This window comes from Novosphingobium sp. (genome assembly GCF_039595395.1).
Classification (GTDB): Bacteria; Pseudomonadota; Alphaproteobacteria; order Sphingomonadales; family Sphingomonadaceae; genus Novosphingobium.
Genome location: NZ_JBCNLP010000006.1, coordinates 1,999,019 through 2,024,457, shown reverse-complemented (window position 1 = coordinate 2,024,457; position 25,439 = coordinate 1,999,019). Strand labels below are relative to the sequence as shown.

At 60.8% G+C, this 25,439-nt stretch carries 25 protein-coding genes and 1 pseudogene; 19 read left to right on the top strand and 7 right to left on the bottom strand.

The features are described 5' to 3' along the window. Positions 1-27 precede the first annotated feature (27 nt). Complete coding sequence (locus ABDW49_RS28420; RefSeq protein WP_343617331.1) at positions 28-633, bottom strand: TetR/AcrR family transcriptional regulator; 606 nt, start codon at positions 631-633, stop codon at positions 28-30. Positions 634-790: 157 nt separating this feature from the next. On the opposite strand from ABDW49_RS28420, the gene ABDW49_RS28415 reads away from it, so the two are divergent. The 5 genes from ABDW49_RS28415 to ABDW49_RS28395 are packed head-to-tail and all read left to right on the top strand — an operon-like array spanning position 791 to position 6,823. Beyond that, a complete protein-coding gene (locus tag ABDW49_RS28415) occupies positions 791-2,038 on the top strand; it encodes an NAD(P)/FAD-dependent oxidoreductase (RefSeq protein WP_343617329.1) in 1,248 nt (415 codons plus the stop codon). Next, on the top strand, positions 2,035-2,946 hold the full coding sequence (locus tag ABDW49_RS28410; protein WP_343617327.1) for a TIM barrel protein: 912 nt from the start codon (positions 2,035-2,037) through the stop codon (positions 2,944-2,946). Before ABDW49_RS28415 ends, ABDW49_RS28410 begins: the two co-directional genes overlap by 4 nt. Further along, positions 2,939-3,343, top strand: a complete 405-nt coding sequence (locus ABDW49_RS28405; protein WP_343617325.1) for a DUF6379 domain-containing protein — start codon at positions 2,939-2,941, stop codon at positions 3,341-3,343. The genes ABDW49_RS28410 and ABDW49_RS28405 overlap by 8 nt, the downstream gene beginning before the upstream one ends. 22 nt (positions 3,344-3,365) lie before the next feature. Beyond that, positions 3,366-4,556 (top strand): MFS transporter, encoded by a 1,191-nt coding sequence (locus ABDW49_RS28400; protein WP_343617323.1) that lies wholly within the window; start codon positions 3,366-3,368, stop codon positions 4,554-4,556. Between the two features lie 26 nt (positions 4,557-4,582). Beyond that, positions 4,583-6,823 (top strand): TonB-dependent receptor, encoded by a 2,241-nt coding sequence (locus ABDW49_RS28395; RefSeq protein ID WP_343617321.1) that lies wholly within the window; start codon positions 4,583-4,585, stop codon positions 6,821-6,823. 494 nt (positions 6,824-7,317) lie between these two features. Here ABDW49_RS28395 and ABDW49_RS28390 read toward each other — a convergent pair whose 3' ends face one another. Continuing rightward, the gene (locus ABDW49_RS28390) at positions 7,318-7,800 is read right to left on the bottom strand and encodes a PA2169 family four-helix-bundle protein (protein ID WP_343617319.1); all 483 of its coding nucleotides are present in this window, start codon (positions 7,798-7,800) and stop codon (positions 7,318-7,320) included. Positions 7,801-7,865: 65 nt separating this feature from the next. Continuing rightward, a complete protein-coding gene (locus tag ABDW49_RS28385; RefSeq protein ID WP_343617317.1) occupies positions 7,866-8,450 on the bottom strand; it encodes a DUF4142 domain-containing protein in 585 nt (194 codons plus the stop codon). 361 nt (positions 8,451-8,811) lie between these two features. On the opposite strand from ABDW49_RS28385, the gene ABDW49_RS28380 reads away from it, so the two are divergent. The 3 genes and pseudogenes from ABDW49_RS28380 to ABDW49_RS28370 all read left to right on the top strand — a co-directional run bounded on the left by ABDW49_RS28380 (position 8,812) and on the right by ABDW49_RS28370 (position 11,280). After that, complete coding sequence (locus ABDW49_RS28380) at positions 8,812-9,183, top strand: hypothetical protein (RefSeq protein WP_343617315.1); 372 nt, start codon at positions 8,812-8,814, stop codon at positions 9,181-9,183. Positions 9,184-9,731: 548 nt separating this feature from the next. Then, a complete protein-coding gene (locus ABDW49_RS28375) occupies positions 9,732-10,052 on the top strand; it encodes a hypothetical protein (RefSeq protein ID WP_343617313.1) in 321 nt (106 codons plus the stop codon). Between the two features lie 60 nt (positions 10,053-10,112). Then, positions 10,113-11,280, top strand: a pseudogene (locus ABDW49_RS28370) (IS3 family transposase). A gap of 355 nt (positions 11,281-11,635) precedes the next feature. On the opposite strand, the gene ABDW49_RS28365 reads toward ABDW49_RS28370, so the two are convergent. Both ABDW49_RS28365 and ABDW49_RS28360 read right to left on the bottom strand, forming a co-directional pair. After that, a complete protein-coding gene (locus ABDW49_RS28365) occupies positions 11,636-12,616 on the bottom strand; it encodes an NAD(P)H-quinone oxidoreductase (protein ID WP_343617311.1) in 981 nt (326 codons plus the stop codon). Continuing rightward, a complete protein-coding gene (locus ABDW49_RS28360; protein WP_343617309.1) occupies positions 12,613-13,152 on the bottom strand; it encodes a hypothetical protein in 540 nt (179 codons plus the stop codon). The genes ABDW49_RS28365 and ABDW49_RS28360 overlap by 4 nt, the downstream gene beginning before the upstream one ends. 135 nt (positions 13,153-13,287) lie before the next feature. On the opposite strand from ABDW49_RS28360, the gene ABDW49_RS28355 reads away from it, so the two are divergent. Then, positions 13,288-14,211 (top strand): LysR family transcriptional regulator, encoded by a 924-nt coding sequence (locus ABDW49_RS28355; protein ID WP_343617307.1) that lies wholly within the window; start codon positions 13,288-13,290, stop codon positions 14,209-14,211. 273 nt (positions 14,212-14,484) lie between these two features. Here ABDW49_RS28355 and ABDW49_RS28350 read toward each other — a convergent pair whose 3' ends face one another. Then, the gene (locus ABDW49_RS28350; protein WP_343616959.1) at positions 14,485-14,874 is read right to left on the bottom strand and encodes a helix-turn-helix domain-containing protein; all 390 of its coding nucleotides are present in this window, start codon (positions 14,872-14,874) and stop codon (positions 14,485-14,487) included. 78 nt (positions 14,875-14,952) lie between these two features. Here ABDW49_RS28350 and ABDW49_RS28345 point away from each other — a divergent pair, with 78 nt between their 5' ends. The 7 genes from ABDW49_RS28345 to ABDW49_RS28315 all read left to right on the top strand — a co-directional run bounded on the left by ABDW49_RS28345 (position 14,953) and on the right by ABDW49_RS28315 (position 20,180). After that, positions 14,953-15,687 (top strand): SDR family oxidoreductase, encoded by a 735-nt coding sequence (locus ABDW49_RS28345; protein ID WP_343616957.1) that lies wholly within the window; start codon positions 14,953-14,955, stop codon positions 15,685-15,687. A gap of 226 nt (positions 15,688-15,913) precedes the next feature. Next, positions 15,914-16,213, top strand: coding sequence for an EthD family reductase (locus ABDW49_RS28340; RefSeq protein WP_343616956.1), 300 nt, complete (start codon positions 15,914-15,916; stop codon positions 16,211-16,213). Positions 16,214-16,255: 42 nt separating this feature from the next. Next, positions 16,256-17,080 carry an oxidoreductase gene (locus ABDW49_RS28335; protein ID WP_343616954.1) on the top strand — a complete coding sequence of 275 codons (825 nt, stop codon included), beginning with the start codon at positions 16,256-16,258 and terminating at the stop codon, positions 17,078-17,080. A gap of 51 nt (positions 17,081-17,131) precedes the next feature. Next, complete coding sequence (locus ABDW49_RS28330; protein ID WP_343617305.1) at positions 17,132-17,980, top strand: alpha/beta hydrolase; 849 nt, start codon at positions 17,132-17,134, stop codon at positions 17,978-17,980. A 37-nt stretch (positions 17,981-18,017) separates the two neighbouring features. Then, positions 18,018-18,548, top strand: a complete 531-nt coding sequence (locus tag ABDW49_RS28325; RefSeq protein WP_343617303.1) for a VOC family protein — start codon at positions 18,018-18,020, stop codon at positions 18,546-18,548. A 66-nt stretch (positions 18,549-18,614) separates the two neighbouring features. Further along, positions 18,615-19,607, top strand: a complete 993-nt coding sequence (locus ABDW49_RS28320) for an alpha/beta hydrolase (protein ID WP_343617301.1) — start codon at positions 18,615-18,617, stop codon at positions 19,605-19,607. A gap of 30 nt (positions 19,608-19,637) precedes the next feature. Further along, positions 19,638-20,180 carry a GNAT family N-acetyltransferase gene (locus ABDW49_RS28315; protein ID WP_343617299.1) on the top strand — a complete coding sequence of 181 codons (543 nt, stop codon included), beginning with the start codon at positions 19,638-19,640 and terminating at the stop codon, positions 20,178-20,180. On the opposite strand, the gene ABDW49_RS28310 is transcribed toward ABDW49_RS28315, so the two are convergent. Further along, entirely contained in the window at positions 20,134-20,997 is an 864-nt protein-coding gene (locus tag ABDW49_RS28310; RefSeq protein WP_343617298.1) for a LysR family transcriptional regulator, read from the bottom strand. The genes ABDW49_RS28315 and ABDW49_RS28310 overlap by 47 nt on opposite strands. 156 nt (positions 20,998-21,153) lie before the next feature. On the opposite strand from ABDW49_RS28310, the gene ABDW49_RS28305 reads away from it, so the two are divergent. From ABDW49_RS28305 to ABDW49_RS28295, 3 genes are all read left to right on the top strand, one after another. Continuing rightward, complete coding sequence (locus ABDW49_RS28305; protein WP_343617297.1) at positions 21,154-21,297, top strand: hypothetical protein; 144 nt, start codon at positions 21,154-21,156, stop codon at positions 21,295-21,297. 26 nt (positions 21,298-21,323) lie between these two features. Then, entirely contained in the window at positions 21,324-22,607 is a 1,284-nt protein-coding gene (locus ABDW49_RS28300) for a retropepsin-like aspartic protease (protein WP_343617296.1), read from the top strand. 263 nt (positions 22,608-22,870) lie between these two features. Next, positions 22,871-24,784, top strand: a complete 1,914-nt coding sequence (locus ABDW49_RS28295) for a CocE/NonD family hydrolase (RefSeq protein ID WP_343617294.1) — start codon at positions 22,871-22,873, stop codon at positions 24,782-24,784. Positions 24,785-25,439 lie beyond the last annotated feature (655 nt).

Here is a 25,439-nt window from a genome sequence, read left to right as displayed (position 1 = left end):
TCAGCGAAGTGTGACGCCAGCCCCGCATCAATCCAAGAGTGCGGCTTTGACAGCCTGGAGGACGATAGCACGGTCAACTTCGCGTCTTGTCGCGCTCGTTGGCTCGAATGGCTCCAGCATCAATTTATTGCGCAACATGGCGTAACCGTAAATTGTAGACCAGAGCGCCATCACGCGGAAGGACAGGTGATCCTGAGGCAGATCCTGCCGCGCCTTCGCCATCACCGAAAGAAGGCCGGCATAGCCTTCGTCCTGATAAGTCCGTAGCGATGGGTCTGGCTCCGGGGTGGTCAGTTCGCTCTCGTACATGAGTTCAAGCAAGCGGGGCTGAGCGCCTGCGAAATCGAGAAAGGCCTCGGCCATTGCGACCAGCTTTTCCTCTGCCGATTCGTCGCTATCGGAAACTGTCCTTGCCCGGCCGATCAGGTCTTCGAAGCCTTCTATGGCGATCGCCAGCAACAGCGCACGCCGGTCGGAGAAGTGATGATAAGGGGCGGCTGTCGATACATTGACCTGCTGCGCCAAAGCGCGAAGAGATAGCGACATATAGCCATTTTCAGCAACATAGCTGCGTGCTGCAGACAGCAGATCCCGCCGCAGATCCTCTTTGTGATATGTTTTGGCTTTGGCCATTGGCTGGGGTGATCCTTCACTTCTCACCGTCAACTACCATCAAATCATCCATTCGCAAGCTTGTGAAGAATGGCTCTTGCCATAAATCTTAGCGCCTCTTAAATCGAATCTAAGCGACGCTAGGATATGGCGCGGAGTCGAGAGAGGAAAATCGGGAATGGGCACTGCATCATCTGGCGGAAAGGGCAGGATTGCGGTCATCGGCGCGGGGCCAGGGGGTATGGCCGCCGCGCTGGCCGCGATCCGTGTCGGCTTTGATGTGACGCTTTTCGAGCGCGCCGGCGAGATCAAGGCCGCCGGCAATATCCTCAACCTCTGGCCACCGCCGCAAAAGGTTCTCAAGCTGATCGGTGTCGATACCGAGGATCTGGGGGCGCCTTGTCACACTTATTTCGAGAACGCCAAAGGCAGGCGCCGCGTTGATGTGAAGCTGCCGGCAGAGGTGGAAGCCGAATATGGTGGCGGCTTCATCGGCTTGCTGCGCTGGGGCCTCTATCAGCGTATGATCGATGCGATCCCGCCCGGTACGCTCAAGCTTGACCACAATCTGGTCAAAATCGAGGACAAGGGTTCTGTGGTGAAGCTGACCTTTGCCAATGGAGCAATCCATGACGCCGATGTTGTTATCGGCGGCGACGGGATCAATTCCTTCGTGCGCAAGCATCTGTGGGGTGACAAGCCGATCCGGCATCAGCGCCTGCATCTGGTGGGCGGCTATCTGTTTCTGGACGAGGAGCCGACAGGTGTCGGCATCATCGCCCATAACCGCACGACCCAGGCCAGCTACACACCGATCCGGCATGAAGGCAAATGGGGCTATGAGTGGTGGGTTCTGGAAGCCTGCGACCCTGCTGCGCCGCCGCCCAGCGACCTGATCGATTTCTGCAAGACGCGCGTGAAGGGCTTTCCAAAAACCGTGCGCGACCTGATCGACCGGACCCCGCTTGAGCACATGCAGCGCTGGGAGATTCGCGATCGGCCTCCGCTCAAGCAGTGGTCGAAAGGGCGCATCACGCTGGTCGGCGATGCCGCGCATCCGACCTCGCCTTACGCGGCTTACGGTGCGGGCATGTCGATCGAGGATGGCTATTTCCTCGCCCGTGAGCTGGCGGCGGTGGATCTGCGCGATACGGCGCAGGTGCGCGGCGCGCTGGAGCGATTCGAGCAGCGGCGCATTCCGCACACGATCCAGGTGACTCAGGGCGCCTATCATACTGGGCGGATCTTCCACCATTGCCCGGCCTTCCTGCGCCCGATCCGCGACTGGGTCTTCGACCACACGCCGCTCCTCCAGAAGATGGTCGGCAATGAGATGCCCAAGCACATTCTCTCACAGCTCTCGGAGATCGAGAATGGCGAGCCCTATGTGCCGGTCCACAAGCGCAGCAAGGAATTTGCCCAATGAGTGGCTTCAAATATGGTGTTTCGCTCTACAGCTACACCGACGATATCGGTACGGTCATGGATTTCGAACAGGCGCTGTTCCATGCGGCGGACACCGGCGCGACAGGGATCGAGATCCTCAGCGAAAGCCATATTCCCGATTATCCCAACCCCTCCACGGCATGGCTGGACCGCTGGTTCGCGCTGATCGAGCAGCACAATCTCACCCCGACCAACATGGCCTGCTGGGTGGACACCAACCCCACGCTGAGCCGTGACATCACGGAAGAGGAGGGGGCTGCCCAGTTGCGCCAGGATCTCGACCTGGCCAAGCGGCTGGGCTTTACCTTCATCCGCCCGAAATTCGGGGTGATCGACGATGAACTGACCCCACATCCGATCTGGCGCGGTGCTGTCGAGCGCGTGCTGGACCATGCGGCCAAGCTCGACATCACGATCATTCCTGAAATTCACGCGCCCACGCCGATCCGCCATCCCGTGACCGAGGCTTATGTCGATTTCATCCAGAAGACAGGCACGAAGCATTTCGGCCTGCTGATCGACACCGGCATCTTTCAGGACCGGCCTTTGCCGTTCCTCTCCTGGGAAACGCCGGAAATCCGCAAGCAGGCGATGAGCTTCCTCGATGGCATCGCCGTGCCGATCGAGCATCTGGCCGAGGTGATCGACTATGTGCCCTTCATCCAGGCCAAGTTCCATCACATCGACGAGCAGCTGCGCGATCACAACATCCCGTGGGAGCGGATCGTGCCCATGCTCAAGACGCTGAATTACAGCGGCTATCTCTCAAGCGAATATGAGGGCGTCCGCGATCCGTGGGTCGCCATCGAGCAGGTGCGCCGCCAGCACTGCCTGATCCGCAAGCTTGAGCGCGAACACGCGCCCACCAAGGAAACCACCCATGCCTGAGCGCAAGACAATCCAGAGCAGCGGCTTTGCCAACACCGGGCCGGCAGATGCCCGGACCGGCTTTCAGGTGATGCTGCGGCAACCCAATTACCGTAGCCTGCGCCTGTCACTGGTGGAAGGCATCGACATCACTGTCGATGGCCAGACGTTCCCCGCCGCCGGCAATCGCGTCCTGCTCGAGGGGGTCGAATATTCCCATGCCGAGATGGCCGAAACCACACAGGTCCGCTGGAAGGTCGGGCAATGCCTGACGGTCCTCGTGCCGCTGGCAGGGGGGCTGGCGCCGGGGATTCATGAGGTTGCCAGTCTGCTGCACCTGCGCCACCCCTATTTCCCGCCGCGCTTCCAGCCCATCTCGGTTCCGGACCAGCGGCACGCGACGATCATCGTCCAATAATCAAAAAACGGGGAGCATGGAGATGAAAGGCACAGCTCAACCGCCCAGATCTGCCGGGGCAGGGCAAGGCATCGTGGTGGTGCTGGCAGGCTTTCTGCCGATCCTCGCCATTGTCTGCCTGTCGCCAGTGGTGCCACGAATGGTGGAGCATTTCGCCAGCGTGCCGGGGGCGACCACCCTTGTGCCTCTGGCCGTGACGGCGCCTGGGCTGATGATTGCCCTGTTCTCGCCTTTGATGGGGTGGCTGGCTGACCGCTACGGGCGCCGCCCGCTGCTGCTGATCGCCACCCTGTTTTACGGGCTTGTCGGCATGGCGCCCTACTGGCTTGAAAGCCTGCCGCTCATCTTCGCCTCCCGCCTTGCGCTGGGGTTGTGCGAGGCTGCCATCCTGACCGTCACCAACACGCTGATCGGCGATTACTACCCGCATGACAAGCGCCGGACCTGGCTGATGCTGCAGGCTGCGGCGGGGCCGGTATTCGGGGTGTCGCTGCTGATGTTCTCGGGCCATCTGGCGGCGCAGGACTGGCATCTCTCCTTCCTGATCTATGGCGTGGCCGTTCCGATCTTCCTGGCGATGCTGGCCTTCATCTTCGAGCCTTCGCTGGTGAGGGAAACCATCGCCAAAGCCTCGCCCTTTCCCCTGCGCTCGGTCGTGATCACGGGCGGTGTCACCCTGTTCTCGGCCAGCCTCTACTATGTCTACATCGTTCAGGTGGGGCTGGCCTTTTCCGCGATTGGCGTCACCGCGCCTGACCGTGTCGGAATGCTGATCGGTCTGGCGAACATCGGGGTGTTTATTGGCGGCATCGCCTTCCAACCCCTTTCGGCGCGGCTGTCGCCCATGTGGCAGATCGCGATTTTTCTGGTGCTGCTGGGCATTGGCATGGCCGGGATCGGCATCGCCCATACCGAGAGCACCATGACCATCTTTGCCTGCGTGCAGCAGCTGGGTGCCGGCATCCTGATCCCGGCGCTGGTCCTCTGGGCGATGCAGGGCCTGCCCGCTGAGCACCGGGGCCGTGGCATGGGGGTGTGGAGCGCCTGCTTCTTCCTTGGACAGTTCACCAGCCCCCTCTTCGTTTCGGTGGGCACTGCTGCCACGGGCAACATTCAGAATGCTTTTAGCCTGCTGGGCCTCATCGCTTTGCTCGGAGCCGTAACAGCGGCCGTGCGGGCCAACATACCGATGAAAAGGGCATCGATCGCATGACCAATAAACTAAGGGAGGGTAATAACATGAAAAATAAACTGATTTTGGCGGCGTTGCTGGGCTCTTCGGCCCTGCTTTCACCCGCTGTTGCTTCGGCTCAGGACACGGCAGCCGACAATAAGGCTGGCTTGCAGGAAATCGTGGTGACGGCCAATCGCACCGCCAGCGCCGCCCAGAAAACCTCGGTGGCACTGACGGTCTATTCCGGCGCCGATCTGGTGTCGAAGGGCGTGACCAACATCATGACGCTGGCGACGGTCGATCCCAGCGTCAGCGTGACGCCCAGCAATGGCGCGGGTTATGTCGCTGTGCGCGGCATAGCCTCGACCGACACCACGGAGATTGGTGATCCTTCCGTGCCGATCGCGCGCGATGGCTTCTACACCAACCGATCCTTCAGCATGCAGACGTCGATGTATGATCTGGCGCGTGTCGAGGTGCTCAAGGGCCCGCAAGGCACGCTTCAGGGGCGCAACTCGACCGGTGGCCTGATCTCGCTCATCACCAACCGCCCGACTGATAAGGATGGCGGCTATGCCCGGATGGGCGTGGGCAATTATGGCGCCTTCAACAGCGAGCTGGGTGTCAATCTGGCGCTGACGGACACGTTCCAGGTCCGGGCTTCGGGCATCTACACCTATCACAATGGCTATCGCACCGTGACAGGGCTCTACACCGGGCAGCCTGAAAGGGGTGACGATCAGAATGTCGCCTCCGGGCGCGTCCAGTTCGCCTGGCAGCCGGTGGACAATCTCAAGCTCTGGGCGTCTTACCAGCATGACTCCGTCGTCGGCGTGGGCGATGTGTCGATGAACCTGCCGATCAGGACGGTGCCCACCATCACCAACGCTTCCACCTTCACGAATGTCGCGCCGACCAGAAACAATGTGCAGGGCGATCGCGTGCGCTGGGAGGCGAGCTACGCCGGACTTCCCGGCAATGTCAGCATGATCTACTCGGGCGGCTGGGACAGACAGATATGGACCCATGCGCTCGACGCGACCATGGCTGGCTACAATGATCCGACGAGTACGGGCTATCCGGCCGTCCGCCAATTCCTTCAGAGCGAGCATCCCACCACCTGGAACCATGAGGTGCGTTTTGCCAATGACTCGGGCTCGCGGCTCTTCGTTCAGGCAGGCTGGTTCCATTTCCAGGAGGTCAACAATCTCGACTCCGGCATTTACAATGTTGCGATGACGGGGCTTTTCGCGCCCGGCGCTCCGCTGGCGGCTCTGGGGCAGGCGGGGCAATATGCGATCCACTTCAACTACAATGTGCTCACCAAGTCGGATGCGGTGTTCGGGCAGGGGGTCTATCGCCTTGGCGATAAGGTCAAGCTGAGCGTCGGCGCGCGTTACACCTGGGACAAGAAGATCCGCACCGGCGGCGCTGCGCTCAATCTTGCGGCGCTCGTCAGCCCCTTCATTCCGGCGCCGGTGATGGTCACGCCCGGCAATGGCCAGCTGAGCACGGGCCAGGCAACCTTCCACGGCGGCATCGATTACAATCCGACCAACAGCAACCTGCTCTATGCCAAGGTCGATACGGGCTACAAGCCAGGCGGCTTCAACTCGAATGGCAGCGCGCCGCCGGTTAATTACGGGGCGGAAAAGGTCACCACCTTCGAAATCGGCAGCAAGAACCGGTTCCTGGGCAGCCGTCTGCAGATCAATCTGTCGGCCTTCTATTCCGACTATCGCGGTTATCAGGCCTCGCAAATGACCGGGGCGCTCTCCAGCGGATCGGGTGTGTTCAACGTCGGCAGCGCGAAGATTTTTGGTGGAGAAGCACAGTTGATCGCCTTGATCGGCGATGGTTTCCGCTTCGATTTCAATGGCGCGGCTTTGCACACCAAGCTCGGACAGAACATCTTCGTTGCAGATGGCGAGACGCCGCCTGTCACCTTCAATATCTCCGGGCATCGGCTGCCTAACGCGCCCAGCCTGTCTTTTTCGACCGGTCTGGAAAAGGCTCAGAAGATCGGGTTCGGCACTGTTACGGCGCGGGTTGAAGGGAAATATTCCTCGGCCTTCTATTACGATGTGCTGAACAATGCGGACACGCGATCAGCTTCCTATATGACCGGCGGCGCATCCCTGCGCTTTGAACCGGATCAGGGCGGTTGGCAGATCGAGGCTTATGTGCGCAATCTTACGAATAAGATCGTATTCGCCAACGCTCAGCGTAACTACAATTCCAATTACAACACTTACGAATTTCAGCCGCCACGAACTTACGGCGTCACGGGTAGCGTGAAATTCTAAGATAAAAGTGATGAGTGTTGGTGTCACCCAGGTGGTGGGCGACACCAATCCATCTCTCGAGCAACCAGCGTCGAGGCTTCATCGAGTGGGGTAACCCGGCGATTCCGAATCGGCAGGGAAGCCATCGGCAAGGCGATCGAGATCGATGGCCTCGAAATGCCCATGCAGGATATCTACGATGCGTTCCTTTTCGATATCTGGATGCGGCTCAAGAAAGATGTCTGGAGCCGCGAGCCAACTGAAGGCGTCGTGTTGATTGGGGTCGATGACTTTACTTAGACCATGGCGGTCCAGTCCGCCCCCCTCCTGCGGAACAGTGAGTTCCCTAGACTATATCATGCCCGTTCAGCGCGATGGTGCCGTTTTCGTCTATACTGTGGGGACAGCCAACCCCGCCGAGAGGGCGGCCATTCGAATCTCAATTCGCATGCCATAATCACGACCACCAGTTCAGGTTATTGGGGCTGGCCTGAATTGAACTGGTATCGCCCATGCTAGATACGATGGGTATGTCGTTCTCTACGAAACGGCGAGCGCTTGCTACGCTTAAGCGCACTTGCCTGATCCTGATCAGCCTTCACAAAAGCAAAACCCTTCTCAATCGCCGTAATGGTCGTCAGCTGAAGTGCTTTGTCCATCAGCGCCTCCTCGAACCTGGCGGTAATGTAATTTTCGCCGCGCTCGACTTCAGCAATAATCACGTTGTCATTCTTACCGGCAAACGGCCGCTCGGTGTTGATGATGTTGCGATGGGCCGCCGCCAGCACGCTGGCGCTTTTCCCAGATTCCCCGTGGAGTTCACGGACTTTGGCTTGAAGGATAGCGGCAACCCGCCCGCGATCCTCCGCGAAATCGGTGAACATTGTGGCATATGCAATGCCCTTAACATTCTCTGCCGCGTCTTCGAACCCCTTCATGCTATCAAGGGTCGCTACGGTTAGCCCGTTCAGCACGCGAATATCACGGTCGTGGGACATTCGTCTTATCCTCGATGCTAGGTCGGAAAAACCGGGCAGATACGAATCTGCCCGATTTTGCGTGCTTAGTTGCCTGAAAGCGCCGAAGGCAGAAGCGCCTGCGCCTGCTGGATTTGCTGCGCAATAAGGGGTGCGCCATTGCTGGCCACCTGCTTGAGAGACGGGTCGGAGCCATCCTCGGCATAACCTTTGTAGGTTGCCCAATTCCCCTGCTGCACCTTCACCGACTGAGTGAGATAGAGGTTGTCGAAGGATCCGCTGGGCGCGTCGCGCAATATCTTGAGCATCGAGGCCCGTTCGGCTGAGAGTCGTACCCCAGGCTCGGCGAACTTGCGCTGAAGGTTGTTGAGCGAAGCCATGAGCATCTGCTCGGATGTCTGCGATTTCGGCATGATGTCCCGGGCATAATCCTTGACATCACTGCGCTGTGAACGCTCGAGACTGAGCCGGCTTGCCGCCATCTGATACTGATTGGCATCCGATGCGGCAGCCAAGAAGGCTGGCCCATCGAGACCATGAATTGGTGCGACTCCGACATCCATGCTGGACTTGTCGTTCGCTGTCATCGGCTGCGCGACCTGGGCCGATGCAACCAAAGGCATCCCAAGCACGGCCGTCCCGAGCAGGACCGAGAAGATTGCATATTTCATATTGGTTTCCTCGCAAAGGCGAACTCACACCGCGCTTTGATGAGAAAGATCGCATCTGCTCTTGGCTGGAAACGCACCGTCCGGGATGGGCAGCATCGCTTGGAGCAATGAAGCAACAAGCGACAAGGAAAAACGTTGCCTTGCTGTCCAAATATTTTAATTAATTTGTGAGAATGTTGATTCTATTAAATATTGACTTTCCATAAAGAAAATAAAATCACTAGAGTATGGATAAAATTTTATTTTTCAGTCGTTGAATTTGAGAATTAAGATCTTATTTTATTTCTATCGTAAATTGATGTCCGGGCAAATATACGACTGAGAGACGGTCCGCGCTCCCGCTCCTGAATGGAGACGCGAAATGACACCTTTCCCTAATCCTGCTGCAAGCCCGCGCAAAGCGGCAGTCCCAATTGCGCCGCCAGCCGGCCCGGCATCGGTCGTCGCCCTGGATGATGCCAGCCGATCCCGCGCGGAGGACAGTTGGGAAAATGAAGGTGGCCATCTTTCCAGTCGCAAGCCCAAAGTAGTATCGCTTACGCCTTCCGCTAGCGAAATCGACAAGCTGGAAGCTCAAGTCAACATTTCGGCGAGCAAGTTGGTCAACGATTTTGCAAGTGGGCGGGTGGGAATCCGTTACAACACCTATGCTCACCGCGCCCGCGTGCTGCGCCTGCAAAGGGCGGAGTTGGCTGCCATGAGGGCCCGCTTGTATGAGTCGGAGCAAGGCTAATGAAAAGCTTAACTCAACTCGATCAATCGGACGCATCCGCCCTTATGGTACGCTATGGAATCACCCGCGTTCCCGTTGATCAATATCACTATAGAATATATAGATATTCTCATCTGGGCGATGCAATCGCCCAGGCAGAGCGCGATCTTCGGTCTTTCTGAGATGCTGAGATGCTGAGATGCTGGGAAGATGGTCTGTATTCGCCGAATCTCGCGACACCTCAGCCTATCATGCCCTTTCATTGAGGAACGCGCGAAGGCCATCGTTGCAGACGAAGCGCTGATAAAATAATGCATTCTGGCGGTACCCTCGCCTTCATTTTTACGAGACGACGCAAATGACGCATATTATTACCACAAAATCAGATAATTATTGATTTATATGAATTATTATATGAGTTTTTAAAAATTCGGGGAAATAAATTTCCGGCACTTGCCTTTCATGCTTGAATGTCCATTGGCGGATTACCACGTATGCTCCTATCGCTATCCTTATTTTGAGCGAACGGCGACTGAGAGTTGATTGCTCCCGCTCAAGCGGTGAAAGCCATGACTTATAAATCTTTCAAAGGAAGAGGATCCTTTTCTGCGCTTTCGTCGGCAGCGGAAGAAGCTCAACACCATCAGGCCCCGTCCGGCTCGACAGAATCGGTGCCGTCCGACCTTGGCGATCACGGAGCCAATGCTAAACCTCGCGAGGTCACGACGCTCGAGCGGCGCGTTCTTGCTCACGAGCGCATCCTGCAGACCCTGATTAGCCATCTCGCTGAAAACGATCCGGACATTTTCGAACAATTGAACATCCGGTTTGGTGCTCCATATGACCTTGGTGCTCACGAGCAGGATTATGTCACGACAAGCCACTACTGATCTGCCCCCTTCTGAGTGGCCCATCGACTATCATAGTCTGGATCACGAAGGAGGAATGGAATGGCTCGGAAGCACAAGCCGGAGGAGATCATCGGCAAGCTGCGTGAAGCGGAGATCGTGCTGGCGCAGGGTGGGACGGTGGCGGATGCCTGCCGACGGATCGGCGTCACCGAACAGAGCTATTATCGCTGGCGCAAGGAGTATGGCGGCCTGAAGATGGATCAGGCGCGGCGGATGAAGGACTTGGAGCGCGAGAATGCTCGGCTTCGGCAGGCGGTGTCGGACCTAACGCTAGACAAGATGATCCTCCAGGAGGCTGCACGGGGAAACTACTGAGCCCCGCGCGCCGACGTCGCTGTATCGACCACATCCAAGGGATGATGACTGTCTCCGAGCGGCGGGTCTGCCGTGTGCTCGGCCAGCATCGATCGACACAGCGCAAGGCCCCCGCGGGGCAGACGAGGAAGCAGCTCTCACAGAGGACATCATCGCTCTGGCTCGGCAATATGGTCGTTATGGCTATCGCCGGGTGACGGCCTTGCTGCGCGATGCCGGCTGGCACGTGAACCGCAAGCGGGTCGAGCGCATCTGGCGGCGCGAGGGGCTCAAAGTGCCGCAGAAGCAGCCGAAACGCGGCCGTCTCTGGCTCAATGACGGATCGTGCATCCGGCTGCGACCCGAGTATCCGGGGCATGTGTGGTCCTACGACTTCGTCGAGGGCCGCACCCACGAAGGCCGCAAGTTCCGCATCCTATCGATCATCGACGAGGCCAGCAGGGAGTGCTTGGCCTTGCCGGTCGCGAGACGGCTCAGAAGCGAGGATGTGCTGGCGGCGCTGGCCGATCTGTTCATCACCCGCGGCCCGCCGGCACATATACGTTCGGACAATGGTCCTGAATTTATCGCCGCGGCCGTGCAGCAATGGCTGGCCAGGATCGGTGTGAAGACGCTCTACATCACGTCCGGCAGCCCATGGGAAAATGGCTATTGTGAGTCCTTCAACGGCTCGATGCGCGATGAACTGTTGAACGGGGAGATCTTCTACACGCTGGCCGAGGCGAAGATCCTGATCGAAGCCTGGCGGCGGCACTATAACACCATCCGCCCGCACAGCTCGCTCGGCTATCGACCGCCGGCACCGGAAACAGCGACGCCGCCATGGCCGCCCTCCGGTTCCGCTGCGCTCCACCTACGGTCGACCATGGCGCCGGAAGCAACAATGCACTAACAATCAACACGGACCACTCAGTGGGGGCCGATCACTTCCCGTTATCAGGTGCATCGTCACACGCTCGAACGCGGGCCGGAGAAGGCGTGGGTAAAAGGCGGGGGGCCCTGGGCCCATCGCCCCCGCAGCAATTGCTCCTTTTCAACAGATTCTTCGCCATTGGAGGGGCTTTTCGGCCGGATCACATCTTCAGCGCGTGAGGGAATACGAAATGCTCTCCGGCTGCTGCTCATCCCCATTAACGAAGGGCGGCTTCTGACAGCTACGTCTAAGGGCCTGTATGTCGCCTTTGTCAGCGCTACCGAAAGAAGCGGCAGGCTCGCGCGGTTCCAAGCGAAGAGCCTGCCCGGGGCCCTTACACAGCCAGAATAATTTTGCCCATACCGCCACCGGCCTCCATCAGTCGATGGGCATCGGCGGCCTGGTCCAGCGGGAATTGCGCATGGATCAAAGGGCGCGGGCGGCCATCGGCCATCAGCGGCAGGGCGATTTCGGCAAAGCGCTCGACCATCGCGCGCTTTTCGGCGGGTAAGCGCGATTTCATCACCGTGCCCTGCAGACGCAGATGATTGTGCAGCAGCAGGTTGAGCGGAAGTGTGGCATCCGCCTTGCCGCTCAGAATGCCGACCTGAACCAGCGTGCCGCCAGGGCGCAGGCTCCGCAGATTGGGCGCCAGAGTGTCGCCACCCACAAAATCGATCACGGCATCGACGCCCTGCCCATCGCTTGCCGCCCTTACACCGGCCTCCCAGTCGTCAGCGCGATGGTCGAAGGCAACGGAGGCGCCGATCTCCAGCACATCGGCCAAGCGGCGGGCGCCTGCCGTGGCGAGCACGCGGGCCCCCAGCGCATGGGCCAATTGCACGCAGGCCGAGCCGATCCCGCCCGCCGCCGCATGGACCAACACGCTTTGGCCCCGCTGCAGCCGGGCGAGATGGCACACCGCCTCGACCGCCGTGACGAAGGCTTCCATCACCCCCGCCGCCTCGGCAAAGGACAGGTTCGGCGGAACTTTCACCGCCATCGCCTGGTCGACCCGCGCATATTCGGCATAGGCGCCACCGCCCACGATGGCCATCACCCGGTCTCCGGGCCGCATGTCGGCCACTGCCTCGCCGACGGCGATGATTTCTCCCGCCAGTTCCAGCCCCAGCAGATCGCTTTCGCCGAAATGCTGCCCGGCGTAGAAACCTTCGCGCTGGAGAATGTCGGCCCGGTTCACGCCTGCGGCATGCACGCGCACCAGCAGGTCATTGGGTCGGATGTCGGGCATCGGCACCTCGGCGGAGTGCAAGACCTCCGCCGGGCCGAAGCTGCTTTGAACGATCGCTTTCACAGCGCCGCTTCCTGGGCGCGGCGGGCGATGCTCTCGGCGAAGAAGGGCGTTTCGCGGCGGTTGTGGTCGCCCCCAGCGGCCTGACGCCCGGCGGCGGCATCCTCGAAGCGCAGGCCGTGCTGGGCCAGGAAGTCCATGAAGGCGTCGGTGGGGCGGGCCGTCACGCGGTTGGTGTAGCGGGTACGCCCGTTCCCGGCATCTTCCGCGATCAGCTCCCACAGCACATTGACCTGCGTGCGGCCATTGGCGGTGAAGACGTCGCTGATCGAATTCATGCGGACGTAATCGGGCCGGGCCTCCTCGGCGACATAATGCTGCACCACCAGCCCGCTGCCGATCATCTCGACATTGATTACCATGCGGCGGCCATCGTCGGCGGTGGTGATGCCTGATGCGATATGGTCGGGCACGCAGCAACGCAGATATTCCGCCTCGGGCAGGGTGAAGAGCCAGTCTGCGATGTCGATTTTGCCCAGTGGCACGTCGATCTCATGCGAATAGGCCGATTGCGACAGGATCTGGTCGAGCACTTTCATGAGGTTTTTCCTTGGCTTGGGGCAGATCGCCGTGATCTGCCGGTACCCCTCAGATGCCTCGACTTGGGCGCGATGATAACGCATGGTGATGCGCAAACGGCTTTGCCAAAACCGCAAAGATGGAGATCCACGCGCATGAAAGACCCCCGCTTTGCCGAGCATCTGGCGGTGTTCGTCGAGGTGGTGCGCCATGGCAGTTTCTCGGGTGCGGCGCGGCGGCGCGGGCAGACGCCCTCGGCCATCGTGCGGCAGATCGACGCGCTGGAGCATTCGCTGGGCGTGCCATTGCTGGTGCGCTCGACGCGCGCGCTGGTGATGACCGATGCTGGCGAGCGCCTGTTCGAGCGGGCCCAGCCGTTGTTGGATCAACTGGCTGATACCCATGCGGAAGTCGCCGCTTTCGATGGCGCGGTGGCGGGCGTGGTGCGGATCGCCTGCTTTCCCACTTTCGGCAAACGCTATGTGATCCCCGCGCTGGAGCAGGTGATGGTGAACCACCCACAGTTGCAGGTAGAGCTGGACCTGACCGAGCGTCTCGCCGATCCCGTGCTGGAGCGACTGGATGCGGTGATCCGCATCGGCCAATTGGCGGACAGCACGCTGATCGCCACCAAACTGGCCGACCAACGCCGCCTGCTGGTGGGCAGCGCGGCCTATCTGGCGCGTATGGGCATGCCCCAAACGCTGGAGGATCTGGCAGGGCACAGGCTGATTGACAAGCTGCACGGCGCTGACCTGCTGGGCTGGGCAGACCTGCTGGGTAGCCCGCTCAATGGTCTGGCAGACAAGGACGCAGTGTTCCGCTGCGACGATTTCGAAGCGATGCGTCTGGCTGCCCGGGCCGGATTGGGGCTGGCTTTGTTGCCCGACTGGGTGGTGGGGGAGGATGTGCGCTGCGGTGCGCTGATGCGCCTGCGCCTGTCGGGCGAGATATGGAATGCCCAGCTGGTGGGGATTTGGCTCCTGCGTGCCTTGGCCCAGCCCTCGGCGCGTTTGCGGATTGTGACCGCCGCCTTAAGGCAGGCGATCGGCAGCCCGCCGGTATGGCAGGCTGAATGAATGTCTGGTTGCGGCTTCTGACCCAAATGGCGCAATGGCTAGCTGGGTGGAGCCGCTGCTGAAAGACAGTCGGCGCCCGAACTGGCAGGTTTCGACCAAGCCCAGCCATTTGCCAGTCGTCCCTCCAGCGGCAACTTCCGCCAAAATCGTCCGTTCGCCTTGCCCAAAGACATCCGGCGGCAACATGCCCACCTCCAAGCCTTTAGGCCCATTCTGATCTGTCCTGTAAGATGGCATTGGTTGTGGCGCATCAGCCATTTACAAGCCCGATGGTCATTCTCCACGCGACCGGTCGTAGGCTATGGCAGCGGTTGCCATAGCATGCTCATGCGCCAGCGCCCAGGAACAGAGCGCCTCAAAGGGTTCGCGGAGCGAGTGACCCAGTGGCGTAATCCTGTATTCGACACCGATAGGGCTGGTTGGAAGTACAGTTCGAGTAATCAGTCCGTAGCGTTCCAGGCGCTTCAACGCGTCGGCGAGCGATTTGTGAGTGATGCCGCCCAAGCGTCGCTTGATATCGTTGAAGCGCGCTGGCTGGGGGCAAAGCACCGTCAGGATCATGACCGTCCATTTGTCCGCGATCTTGTCGAGCACGGGGCGGATCCTGGGTACATCCATCATCGCCTTGCACGAGAGTGCCTCTAGGTCGGTATCGTCAGCCATATCTAGGCTACTCCAGGTGCGTTCTTGATAGCAGATATGCCTCGTATATCTGGTTGCCCGTCTCAAATGGAAGGACGGATGATGGCAAGCATGGAAAACAAGGTTGCACTGGTGATCGGCGGCGCGAAGGGGATCGGTCTGGCAACTTCGCGGGCGCTTGCACAGGAGGGTGCTTCCGTGATCCTCACGGGACGAAGGCAGTCCGAGGTAGCGGCTTCGGCGGAGGCGATCGGTCCTTTGGCGCAGGGCTTGGTGGCGGATGCGGCTTCGCAGGCGGACCTGCGGCTGGTCGTGGGCGAAGTTGATCGCCGCTATGGCCGCATCGATGCGCTTGTGCTGAATGCCGGACTGTCGGAGCCGGCGACAATCGCCGAAGAGACGTCCGGGCATTTCGATCGGCACTTCGCGGTGAACGTGCGGGGCGCTTTGTTCGGTATCCAGGTGGCGCTGCCGCTGCTCAAGGAAGGCGCGTCGGTCGTGCTGATCGGGTCGATCGCGGATGCCATGGGCGTAACGCCCTTCAGCACCTATGCCGCGACCAAGGCCGCGTTGAGGTCTTATGCGCGCAGCTGGGCGGCCGAACTCGCGCCGCGGCGCATCCGGGTCAACGTTGTGGCGCCGGGGCCTACCGACACGGACATGATGACCGCCGTGTCCGATGAGATGCGACAGAAACTGATCGCACCCATTCCCCTCGGCCGGATGGCGCACCCCGCAGAAGTAGCGGCCGCCGCGGTGTTTCTGCTCAGCGATGCGGCAAGCTTCGTGACCGGAGCGGAGCTTTGCGTCGATGGCGGCATGGGGCAGGTGTAGAGGCACGGTGCCGGCGGGGGAGAGCAGCCACGTTAACGATCAATCTGGCGGCTCCCTTCGCGGCAGATCATCTGTACAAAACTGAACGGCAAGTGTGCAACCTTGGCGGTTCAAGAACAAATCCAAGTATCTAGATTGTCTCCATCGTCGGGAACGAGGCGAACAGGCGGAAGTCGTAGCTGACTGCCGCAGACGGTCCGAACGCTCGTGCACAAGGATTTTGAGGATGATCACAATGCTGGTGACCTATGCGGGCGATCCGCACACACCGTTCGATCGCGACCACTGGATCGACGTCCACTTCCCGCTCGTGCGGGAAAGCTGGGGCCGCTATGGGCTCGTCAGTGCCGCTGGTTTCTTCCCTCAAACGGACGGCGCCGGGCTGATCGCGGTTGGGGTTGTCAACTTCCGCGACGGGGCCGCCATGGAAGCGGCGCTCCACGCGCCCGAAACCGCCCAAATCATGGCTGACGTCGCCCTCTTCACTTCCATCCAACCGCAGCGCAGCGTCGTGCATCCGCTCTGAGCGGAGCGTCGCCACTATCTGAAAACCAACGGAGCGCATGTCATGAAAACCTGGCTCATCACGGGCTGCTCGAGCGGCTTCGGGCAGCGACTTGCGCTTGCGGCGGCACGGCGCGGCGACCGGGTCATCGCAACGGCACGTAATGTCCAGGCGATCGCTGCCCTGGCCGAGCCGTTCGGGGGCCGAATGCTCACCTTGCCGCTCGATGTGACCGATGCCGCGGCGGCCAGGACGGTGGTCGCACAGGCAGTCAAAGCTTTCGGCGGGTTCGACGTGCTCGTGAACAATGCCGGCTACGCATTGTTCGGCGCGATCGAGGAAGGCACGCCTAAAGAATATCGGCCGATGTTCGAAGTGGACGTCTTCGGGCTGATCGAGACCACCAGAGCCGCGCTGCCCGTTCTGCGGCGCACGGGAGGCACCGTCGTCAACATGTCGTCGGGCGCCGGGATCGAGGGAAGGGGCGGCGGTGGCTATTACCATGCCGCCAAGTTTGCCGTGGAAGGGATTTCCGAGGCGCTCGCCGGCGAGCTGAAGCCTTTGGGCATCCGCGTGCTGATCGTCGAACCCGGACCGTTTCGCACCGATTTTCTTGGTCGATCAATCGCCATGGCCGCCAACGAGATGCCCGAATATGCCGCGAGCTCGCGCAAGCATTACCGGGAAACCGGCGACGGCAATCAGGCGGGCGATCCGGACAAGGCGGTCGCGGTGATCCTGCGGGCCGTCGATGCCAAAGACGCTCCGCTGCACCTGCCGCTCGGCCCGTCCGCCCACGCGATCGCCGAGCGGAAGCTCGCCGCTTTCCGGCGCGATATCGATGCCTGGCGTGACATCACGATCGCCACCGATTTCGACCCAGCCTGAGCGCCAGTCCTGCACACCGTTTGAACGTTATTATCCCTTTGGAGAGCGATCATGATCGCAGCCCTGCCAGGCTTTGCCCAGCAACTGGTGCCGGCTAACGGCATCAAGATTAATGCCGTCACCGGGGGCTCAGGGCCGCCGATCCTGTTGCTGCACGGTTGGCCGGAAACCTGGTGGGAATGGCATCATGTGATGCCGCTGCTTGCCGAGCATTTCAGTGTTGTGGCCATTGATCTGCGCGGTGCGGGGTTTTCCGACTGCCCGCAGGGCGGCTATGACAAGGCGACCATGGCGCGCGACGCGCACGAGGTCATGCTTGCTCTTGGGCATCAGCGCTACGCCGTATGCGGGCATGATATCGGAGGCATGATCGCCTTGGCGCAGGCTGCCCTCCATCGCGAGGCGGTCACCCATCTGGCGGTGCTCGACGTTCCGCTTCCCGGCTGGTCGCAATGGGAGGCGACGACTGAAAAGATCTGGCACTTCGCCTTCCACGCGAACCGGGATCTGCCCGAGCGTCTGCTATATGGCCGCGAATATGATTATATTTCGACCTTCATGGCCGAGCGGTTCTACGACCACGGCAGCTTCGATCCCGCGGACATCGATATCTATGCCAGGGCGATGGCGCTTCCCGGTCGCACGCGCGGCGGCATGGAATGGTATCGCACCTTCAAGGCCGATCACGCGGCCGCGCTCGGTTACAAGAAGCAGCCGCTCGAGATACCGGTGCTCGGACTGGGCGGAGACCAGCGCTTCGGCGCGCAAATGGTGGCGATGCTCGAGGAGTTCGCCACCAAGGTGACTGGCGGCGCCATCGCGCGTTGTAGCCATTATGTGGCGGATGAGCGGCCTGAAGCGGTCGTTGCCGCCCTGATCGCGTTCCTCAACGCCGGCTGACCCAGCGCTCGATTGAACAGCAACAAAGGAGACTCTCATGACCGCACCCATCATTCGCGGCGTCAATCATATCGGCATCACGGTGCCCGATATCGAAGCCGCCAAATCGTTTCTGATCGAGGCCTTTGGCGCCCAGTTGATCTACCAGTCGTTCGGCCCGCAGGATCCGCCGCGGCAGGGGCCTGAGTTTGAGCGGGCCGTGGGAGCGTTCCCGGGCACCATCGTGCGCGCGCAGGCGATGGTCAAGATCGGCACCGGACCCGATATCGAGCTTTTCGAAATGCACGGGCCCGAGCAGGCGCCGCCGATCCGCGCGAGCGATTTCGGCATCACCCACTTCGCGCTCTACACGGATGATATCGACGCATCAGTCGAGCGCTTCGAAAGAGCAGGGGGTACGCCTCTCACGGCGCCGAGGGCCATTCCCTATGCTACTGAAAAAGGCCCTGGTAACAAGGTCTGCTATTGCCGCATGCCATGGGGCACAACAATGGAATTCATCACCACGCCGGATCGCATGGCCTATCACGACCAGACCGATCTGCGCAGGTGGCAGGACGAGGATTGAGGAATCTGTCGATGGACCCGCATCCGCATGGCACTTTCAAAATACCGACGATCGGGGCGTGCGCCCATGGATGAACAAACTGTCGCTGTGCGGCTGCCCGCCCGCGTGCTTCCCGCGCCCCGCTCGATCAGCGCGGAAGCGCGGGCGGTACTGGACCGCCTCCTGGATTCCGAGGGAATGCCGATCAACGCGAAGAACCCGATGCCTGATCCCGAGGATCATGACGGGTGGCTCCGTATCAAGAAGACGGTCGATGCGCACTATGCCGCCAGCATGAAGGATCTCGCGGGCACGTTGCGCGCCAGCGTCCAAACCATTCAGGTTGGCGCGGCTGCCGTTCACTTGGCCACGCCCGAGGCCGCAACCGTGGGGGAAGGTGCCTATCTCGACCTGCACGGTGGCGCGCTGGTGTTTGGCGGCGGCGAGGCGTGCCGGGTCGGCGCGCAGATGCAGGCCGACCTACACGGCCTACGCTGCTACGGCGTCGATTATCGGACTCCGCCTGAGCATCCCTATCCCGCGGGTTTGGACGATACGCTGGCGGCCTATGTGCACGTGCTGGAGCAACACGGGCCTTCAGGCGTGGTCATTGGTGGCAGGTCGGCAGGTGGCAACCTCGCCGTTGCCATGCTGTTGCGGGCGCGGGACGAGGGGCTACCCATGCCCGCCGGCCTCGTCCTGCTGTCGCCTGAGGTGGACCTGACCGAGTCCGGGGACAGCTTCGAAGTGAACCGTCTGGTGGACGTGATGCTGCCCTTGCCTCTGCGCTCGGCAAACCTGCTCTATGCGCAGGGCGCGGACCTTTCCAACCCCACTCTCTCGCCGTTGTTTGGCGACCTGACCGGGCTGCCGCCGACGCTGCTGCAATCCGGCACGCGCGATCTTTTCCTATCCAACACCGTCCGCATGCATCGTGCCCTCAGGAAGGCGGGCGTGGCTGCCGAGCTTCACGTCTTCGAGGCGATGCCGCATGGCGGTTTCATGGGCGGCACGCCGGAGGATCTGGAACTGAACCGTGAACTCGTCCGCTTCGTCCGTGCTTGCCTGCGTGGAGACTAAGGAATTTCGCCATATTCCACTGCCGCCCATATGATCGAAACTGAACGGCTGCTCTTGCGCTGCTATGAACCCGGTGACCTGCCGTCGATCATGGCTCTGGCGGCTGACCCGGCTGTGCGCAGGTTCATCGGCAATCTACCCGATTCCCAAGAAGCCGCCTGGACGAGGGTGCTGCGCTGCGCGGGCCATTGGAGCCTCTTTGGTTTCGGCACGTTGGCCGTTATTGAAAAGGCGAGCCGCAGGATCGTGGGTGAAGTCGGCGCGAGCTTCTTCCGACGCGGTGTCGATCCGCTGCTCGACAGCGTGCCTGAGGCCTCGTGGCTTTTCTCGTCCGGAGTTGGCGGCAGGGGTTTCGCATTCGAGGCGTTGACGGCCCTTCTGCTTTGGATACGGAGGTCAACCTGCCACGATGCCGTTGCCTGCCTGATAGAAGGGATCAATCTTCCTTCGCTGAAGCTGGCCGAAAAGCTGGGCTTCCGGCCGATCAAAGATGTCTCCTACCGAGACAGGCCGTTCGTGCTGTTGGCTAGCCAGGCCCGATCTCCCGAAGGTGCTCGTCCAGCACCCCGATGAACGCGCGGAGGCGCTGCAGATGTTTCAGATCGCGGTGATAGCCCATCCAGATGTCCCGGCTGGGTGGCGCTTCCGGCAGATCGAGCAGACGCAATCCGGGAGTCTGGCTGCCGACGGCGCGGGGCAGGACGGCGATGCCGACCCCTTGTCTGCACATGCGTGCCTGCACGTTCCGGTTGTTCGAGCGCATCACAGCAGTTGCATTGGGGAAGCTTTCCATCAGCCAGGCGATATCGGGGAAATGGCCCGTCGACGTATCATGGGTGATCAGCCGGAAGCCCGCGCCGTCGCCGAACACCGGCTCGGGCGCGCTTGCGGCGACGTAGACGCCGTAGTGCAGCCGGGCCAGCCGCCGCTGCAAGATGTCGGATGTGTCAAAGGGCACAATCCGGAAGGCGATGTCAGCCTCGCGCTGCGCGAGGCTGAAGAGGCGCGTGCCCGTCAGGATCTCGACATCCACGTCCGGGTGGGCGCCCGTATAGTCGGCGACGATGGCAGGCAGGACATAGGCGCCAAACCAGTCGGCCGAGGAGATGCGCAGGCAGCCGCGAAGACTCCGCTCCTGCCCGGCAAGCCGCCGTTCCATCGCCAGCGCACCTTCTTCCATTTGCTCGGCCAGCGAAACGATGGTGCTCCCCTCCTCGGTCAGGATCAACCCATCGGCGGTTCTTTGAAAGAGTGTCTGCCCGGTAGCCGCCTCAAGCGCGCGCAGACGCCTGCCGATGGTCGGATGGCTGAGGCGCAACGCCCGCGCAGCGCCGCCCAGCGTGCCGGTACGCACCACGGCCAAGAAGATACGGACGTCGCTCCACTCCATGGCATCTCCTTACGCATTACTGCGGCGAGGTACACCCTGCGGCAGAAAAGTTCGACCGGCTGTGACCAGCATCGCGTTGCGGGCGAATAAGAGATCATGCGTCCAGACTTTCTGTCGAGAATCATTTCAAGGCTGCCCTCGTGCGCGGCGCGGGCCATGTTCGGCAAGGCTGCCAGTCCCGCGCCGGTCAGTATCACGGATATCGCGCGCTATGCGGCATTCGGCACCTTTTATTTTCCTTCGGCGATCTCGCTGACGGTCAGAGACTCGCGTCGCCGCTCCAAGGCGGTTGCAGCGTGATAAACGTGGAATTGGGAGTTTATAGCATGTTGTTGCAGGCCGTACTTTCCATTGCGGCTACTGCCGCGGTGCCCCTCAATGCCTCCTCGCGAGCCGCGCCCCTGCGGCCCGTCGATAACGCGCTTGCGCGATGGGACATGGCGGAGGCGCGGATGCTTGCTCAGGCGATGCCGGAAGGCGCCGAGCGCTGCGCAGCCGAGGGGGTGATTGCGAATCGAAACAACCATCTTCGTGCAGCGGCGAAATCGCTTTCTCGATGCCTGGTGGCGCTGGAACGAACCCGCTCTCCGCAGGCGCAGGAAGCCTTCGAAACTCTGTTTGACACCTATCGGCGTAGCGGCGAGTTCGGGAAGGAATACAGGTTGATCGTGCGGTGGCTCAATGCACATGCCGACCATATGGATTCCGACCAGCTTGCCGACCTGCGCAGCGAACTTGGAATGGCGGCGGTATTACGCAATCTGGCCAGACCAGCGGCGACGGGCAGCAGGTCGGCAACCTTGCGCGGTTACCGCAATGTGTTGGGCACGCAGAATGTCGATCTGACGGTAGGCGGCGTCACGCTGGCGTGGAATATCGATACAGGTGCCAACTATTCCGTCTTGTCCGAAAGTGCTGCCCGACGGATGCGCCTGCCAGTTCGCGATGCGCCCTTACACACGGTAGGACTGACGGGCCATTCGGTTCCGACGCGCATCGCCGTTATCGGTAGGCTCCCAGTTGGCGGGATCATTCTGCGGAACGTGGTGGTAATCGTCGTACCGGATGCTGCGCTCCTCATCCGGTCTCCGCGAACCGATTATCAGATCGATGCCATACTCGGCTGCCCAGCTCTGGCGCAACTCGGTCGGTTTCGGATCGATGCCGACGGCACGTTTTCGATTGATCGGGGAAGCTCTTTGCTCAGGTCGGGAGCGACGCTTTACATGAACCAGTTGACGCCTGTGGCTGCGGTTGACATCCAGGGGCACAGGAGCTTGGTGAGCATCGACACGGGGGCGAACCGAAGCAGCCTCCATGCGAGCTACGCAACCCGGTTTGCAGATCGCGCAAGCCTTTGGTCGAGGAAGCGGGACACGACTTTGGGTTTGGGTGGCGGCACCGACGGCGATGTTGCAATCGAACCCCGACTCGCGATCACGGCGGGGACGGCAACTGTCATCGAACAGGATGTGTCCGTCACGTTAGAGGGGGACAAGACGGCGATCATCCTTGGTAATCTTGGCCAGCCCGCATTGACTGCGAAAGGCAGCTACACCTTCGATTTCCGTTCGATGCGGCTGATGCTCGGGCCAGATGATTCGCATTGATGTACTGCTTGCGTCCCTCTGTATGACACCGCGCTGATGAGATGAACCGACGCTTGGTGCTGGCCTATTCCTCGGGTTTTCGCCATCGGGCATCGTCGACTAAGTGTGTGCCCATCGTCCGGATTGTCTTCGGCGGGGTGCTCCTCTGGTGTTGCTGAATAAACTTTTCGCCAATGGCCTCGTAACGGATTGAAGTGTCGGTTACAGGCTGCCATGGGGACCCACAGTCCTTTTGCTAACTCCTTCCAAAAGGCGCTCTAGTGATGTTGCAATTTTCTGCGCGTTTCGCGCTGGCTGCATGCTCCGCGCTGACACTCGGCCTGGCTCCCCTTTCTGTAGCGGCCAAACCCGCTAAACCGACGACGACTGCTGAAGTCAGCGACATTCCCGCCAAATGGGAAGCCCCCCGTACCGGCTACGATTACGACCTCCGCGAGGTGATGATCCCCATGCGCGACGGGGTGAAGCTGCACACCATCATCGCCATCCCCAAGGGCGCCAAAGGCCTGCCTATGCTGATGGAGCGCACGCCCTACGACGCCAACAGCTTCCTCAAGCCCAACATCCCCCATCTGCGCGACGCGGTGTGGTCCGCCAACCGCGAATGGGTCGATGATGGCTACATCTTCGTCTATCAGGACATTCGCGGCAAATATGGCTCGCAGGGGCCCTACATCATGACGCGCCCCCCGCGCGGGCCGATGAATGACAGCAAGACCGACGACACCACCGATTCCTACGACACCGTCGACTGGCTGGTAAAAAATCTGCCTGAATCCAATGGCAAGGTCGGCCTGATCGGCTCTTCCTATGATGGCTGGACGGTGACGATGGCGCTACTCGGGCCTCACCCCGCCGTGAAGGCCGCCGCGCCGCAAAGCCCGATGATCGATGGCTGGATGGGTGACGACTGGTTCCATTACGGCGCCTTCCGCCAGATCAACCTCGACTATTTCACCGAGCAGAGCAGCAAGACCGGCAAGGGCGAAGCCGTGCCGCGCAGCAGCTATGACGATTATCAGGCCTTCCTCGATGCCGGCACGGCGGGCGCCTGGGCGGAAACCAATGGCTTCAAGCAACTTCCCTGGTGGCACCGCCTCTCCAGCCATCCGGCCTATGACAGCTTCTGGCAGGATCAGGCGCTAGACAAACAGGTGGTCGCCAAGCCCTCCACCGTGCCCACGCTGTGGCTGCAAGGCCTGTGGGATCAGGAGGACATGTATGGCGCGATCCACAGCTATGAGGCGCTGAAGGCCGCAGGCCATGACAACAACCATCTGGTGATGGGGCCATGGTATCACAGTCAGGTCAACGGCAAGGCCGAGAGCCTCGGCCCGCTGAAATGGAAGGGTGACACCGCCAGCGATTTCCGCCGCGACACGCTGATCCCCTTCTTCGACACCTATCTGAAGGACCGCCCCGGCGCCAAACCGCTGCCCACTGCGATGATCTACAACCCCTCGGAAAACCAATGGGATGAGTTTGCCCAGTGGCCCGCCGTGAAGCCGGAACGGCTCACGACCTTCTACTTCCAAGCCCATGGCGACCTTGCCACCCAGCCTTCCACTGGGGCGGATAGTTACATTTCCGACCCGGCCAAGCCCGTACCGTTCGAGCCACTCCCGGCGCGTATGGGCGACCATCCGAGCTGGTCAACCTGGCTGGTGCAGGACCAGCGCTTCGTCTCGACCCGCCCCGATGTGCTCAGCTACCAGACGCCGGTGCTCGACCATGAAGTGCGGCTGGAGGGCGCGCCCTTCGCCGATCTCTTCGCCCGCACCACCGGCAGCGATGTCGATTTCGTGGTGAAGATCATCGACGTCTACCCGCCCACCTATGCCGAGCAGCCCGAACTGGGCGGTTATCAGCTGCCGATCAGCCTCGACATCTTCCGTGGCCGTTATCGCGGCGGCTTCGACAAGCCAGCGGCGGTGCCTTCGGGTCAGGTGCAGGAGTATAAGTTCCGCCTGCCCACGGTGAACTATACGGTGAAGCCCGGCCACCGGATCATGGTGCAGATCCAGTCCTCGCTCTTCCCGCTCTATGACCGCAACCCGCAGACCTATGTGCGCAACATCTTCTTTGCCAAGCCCGATGATTTCCAGAAGGCCACCATCACGCTGGAACACGGGCCGGACGGCCAGAGCGCGGTGCTGTTGCCGGTGGTGAAGCAGTAGGCTCAAAAACGGCTAGCTTACGGGCGGGCGCGACCGGTCGTCTGCCGCTGATAAAAAACGCAACCAGGACTAAGCCCGCACGCTTGCAGCAGTGCGCTGCCCACCTTATTTTCGGAGAGGGCGGGGCGATGCGTGGGGAAAGTATATCTCTGCCCACGCGTCCCAAGTGGGCCGTCTTGACTGAACCATGATTTAGGCGTCGTCGTATGTTGGCGTACCCTGACCCATATGGGCGGTGTTCACTGGACATACTCTAAAAATTTGACTTGCCAGAATGGCGTTACGAGAGCGTCAACGCGAATGGTCCAGCATGCAGCGAATGCCTCAGGCGCGTGGCGAATGCGATTCGCCTACCAGGGCAACCGATTTTCTTTGAATACTAGCCCTTCTCAATCTGCGCAGGTGTTGTAAACAGATGGTGCAGGCTTTCTATCGGCGCCTGTGCCATGCACGCGGACGATGCGACCCCTATCCGGATGCATGGGCCCGGTGTCATCAGCTCTCACCAGGCAGCTGGTGACATCGGGACGGATGATTGCATCTCGAGACTTCGAAGATCATGGATTCGACTCGCTTCCGCCGTTTGACTTTGTTGCAGTCGATCCTCCTGATGCGAAGGATACGCAATGAACTCAAAGATGCTAATTGCCCTTGA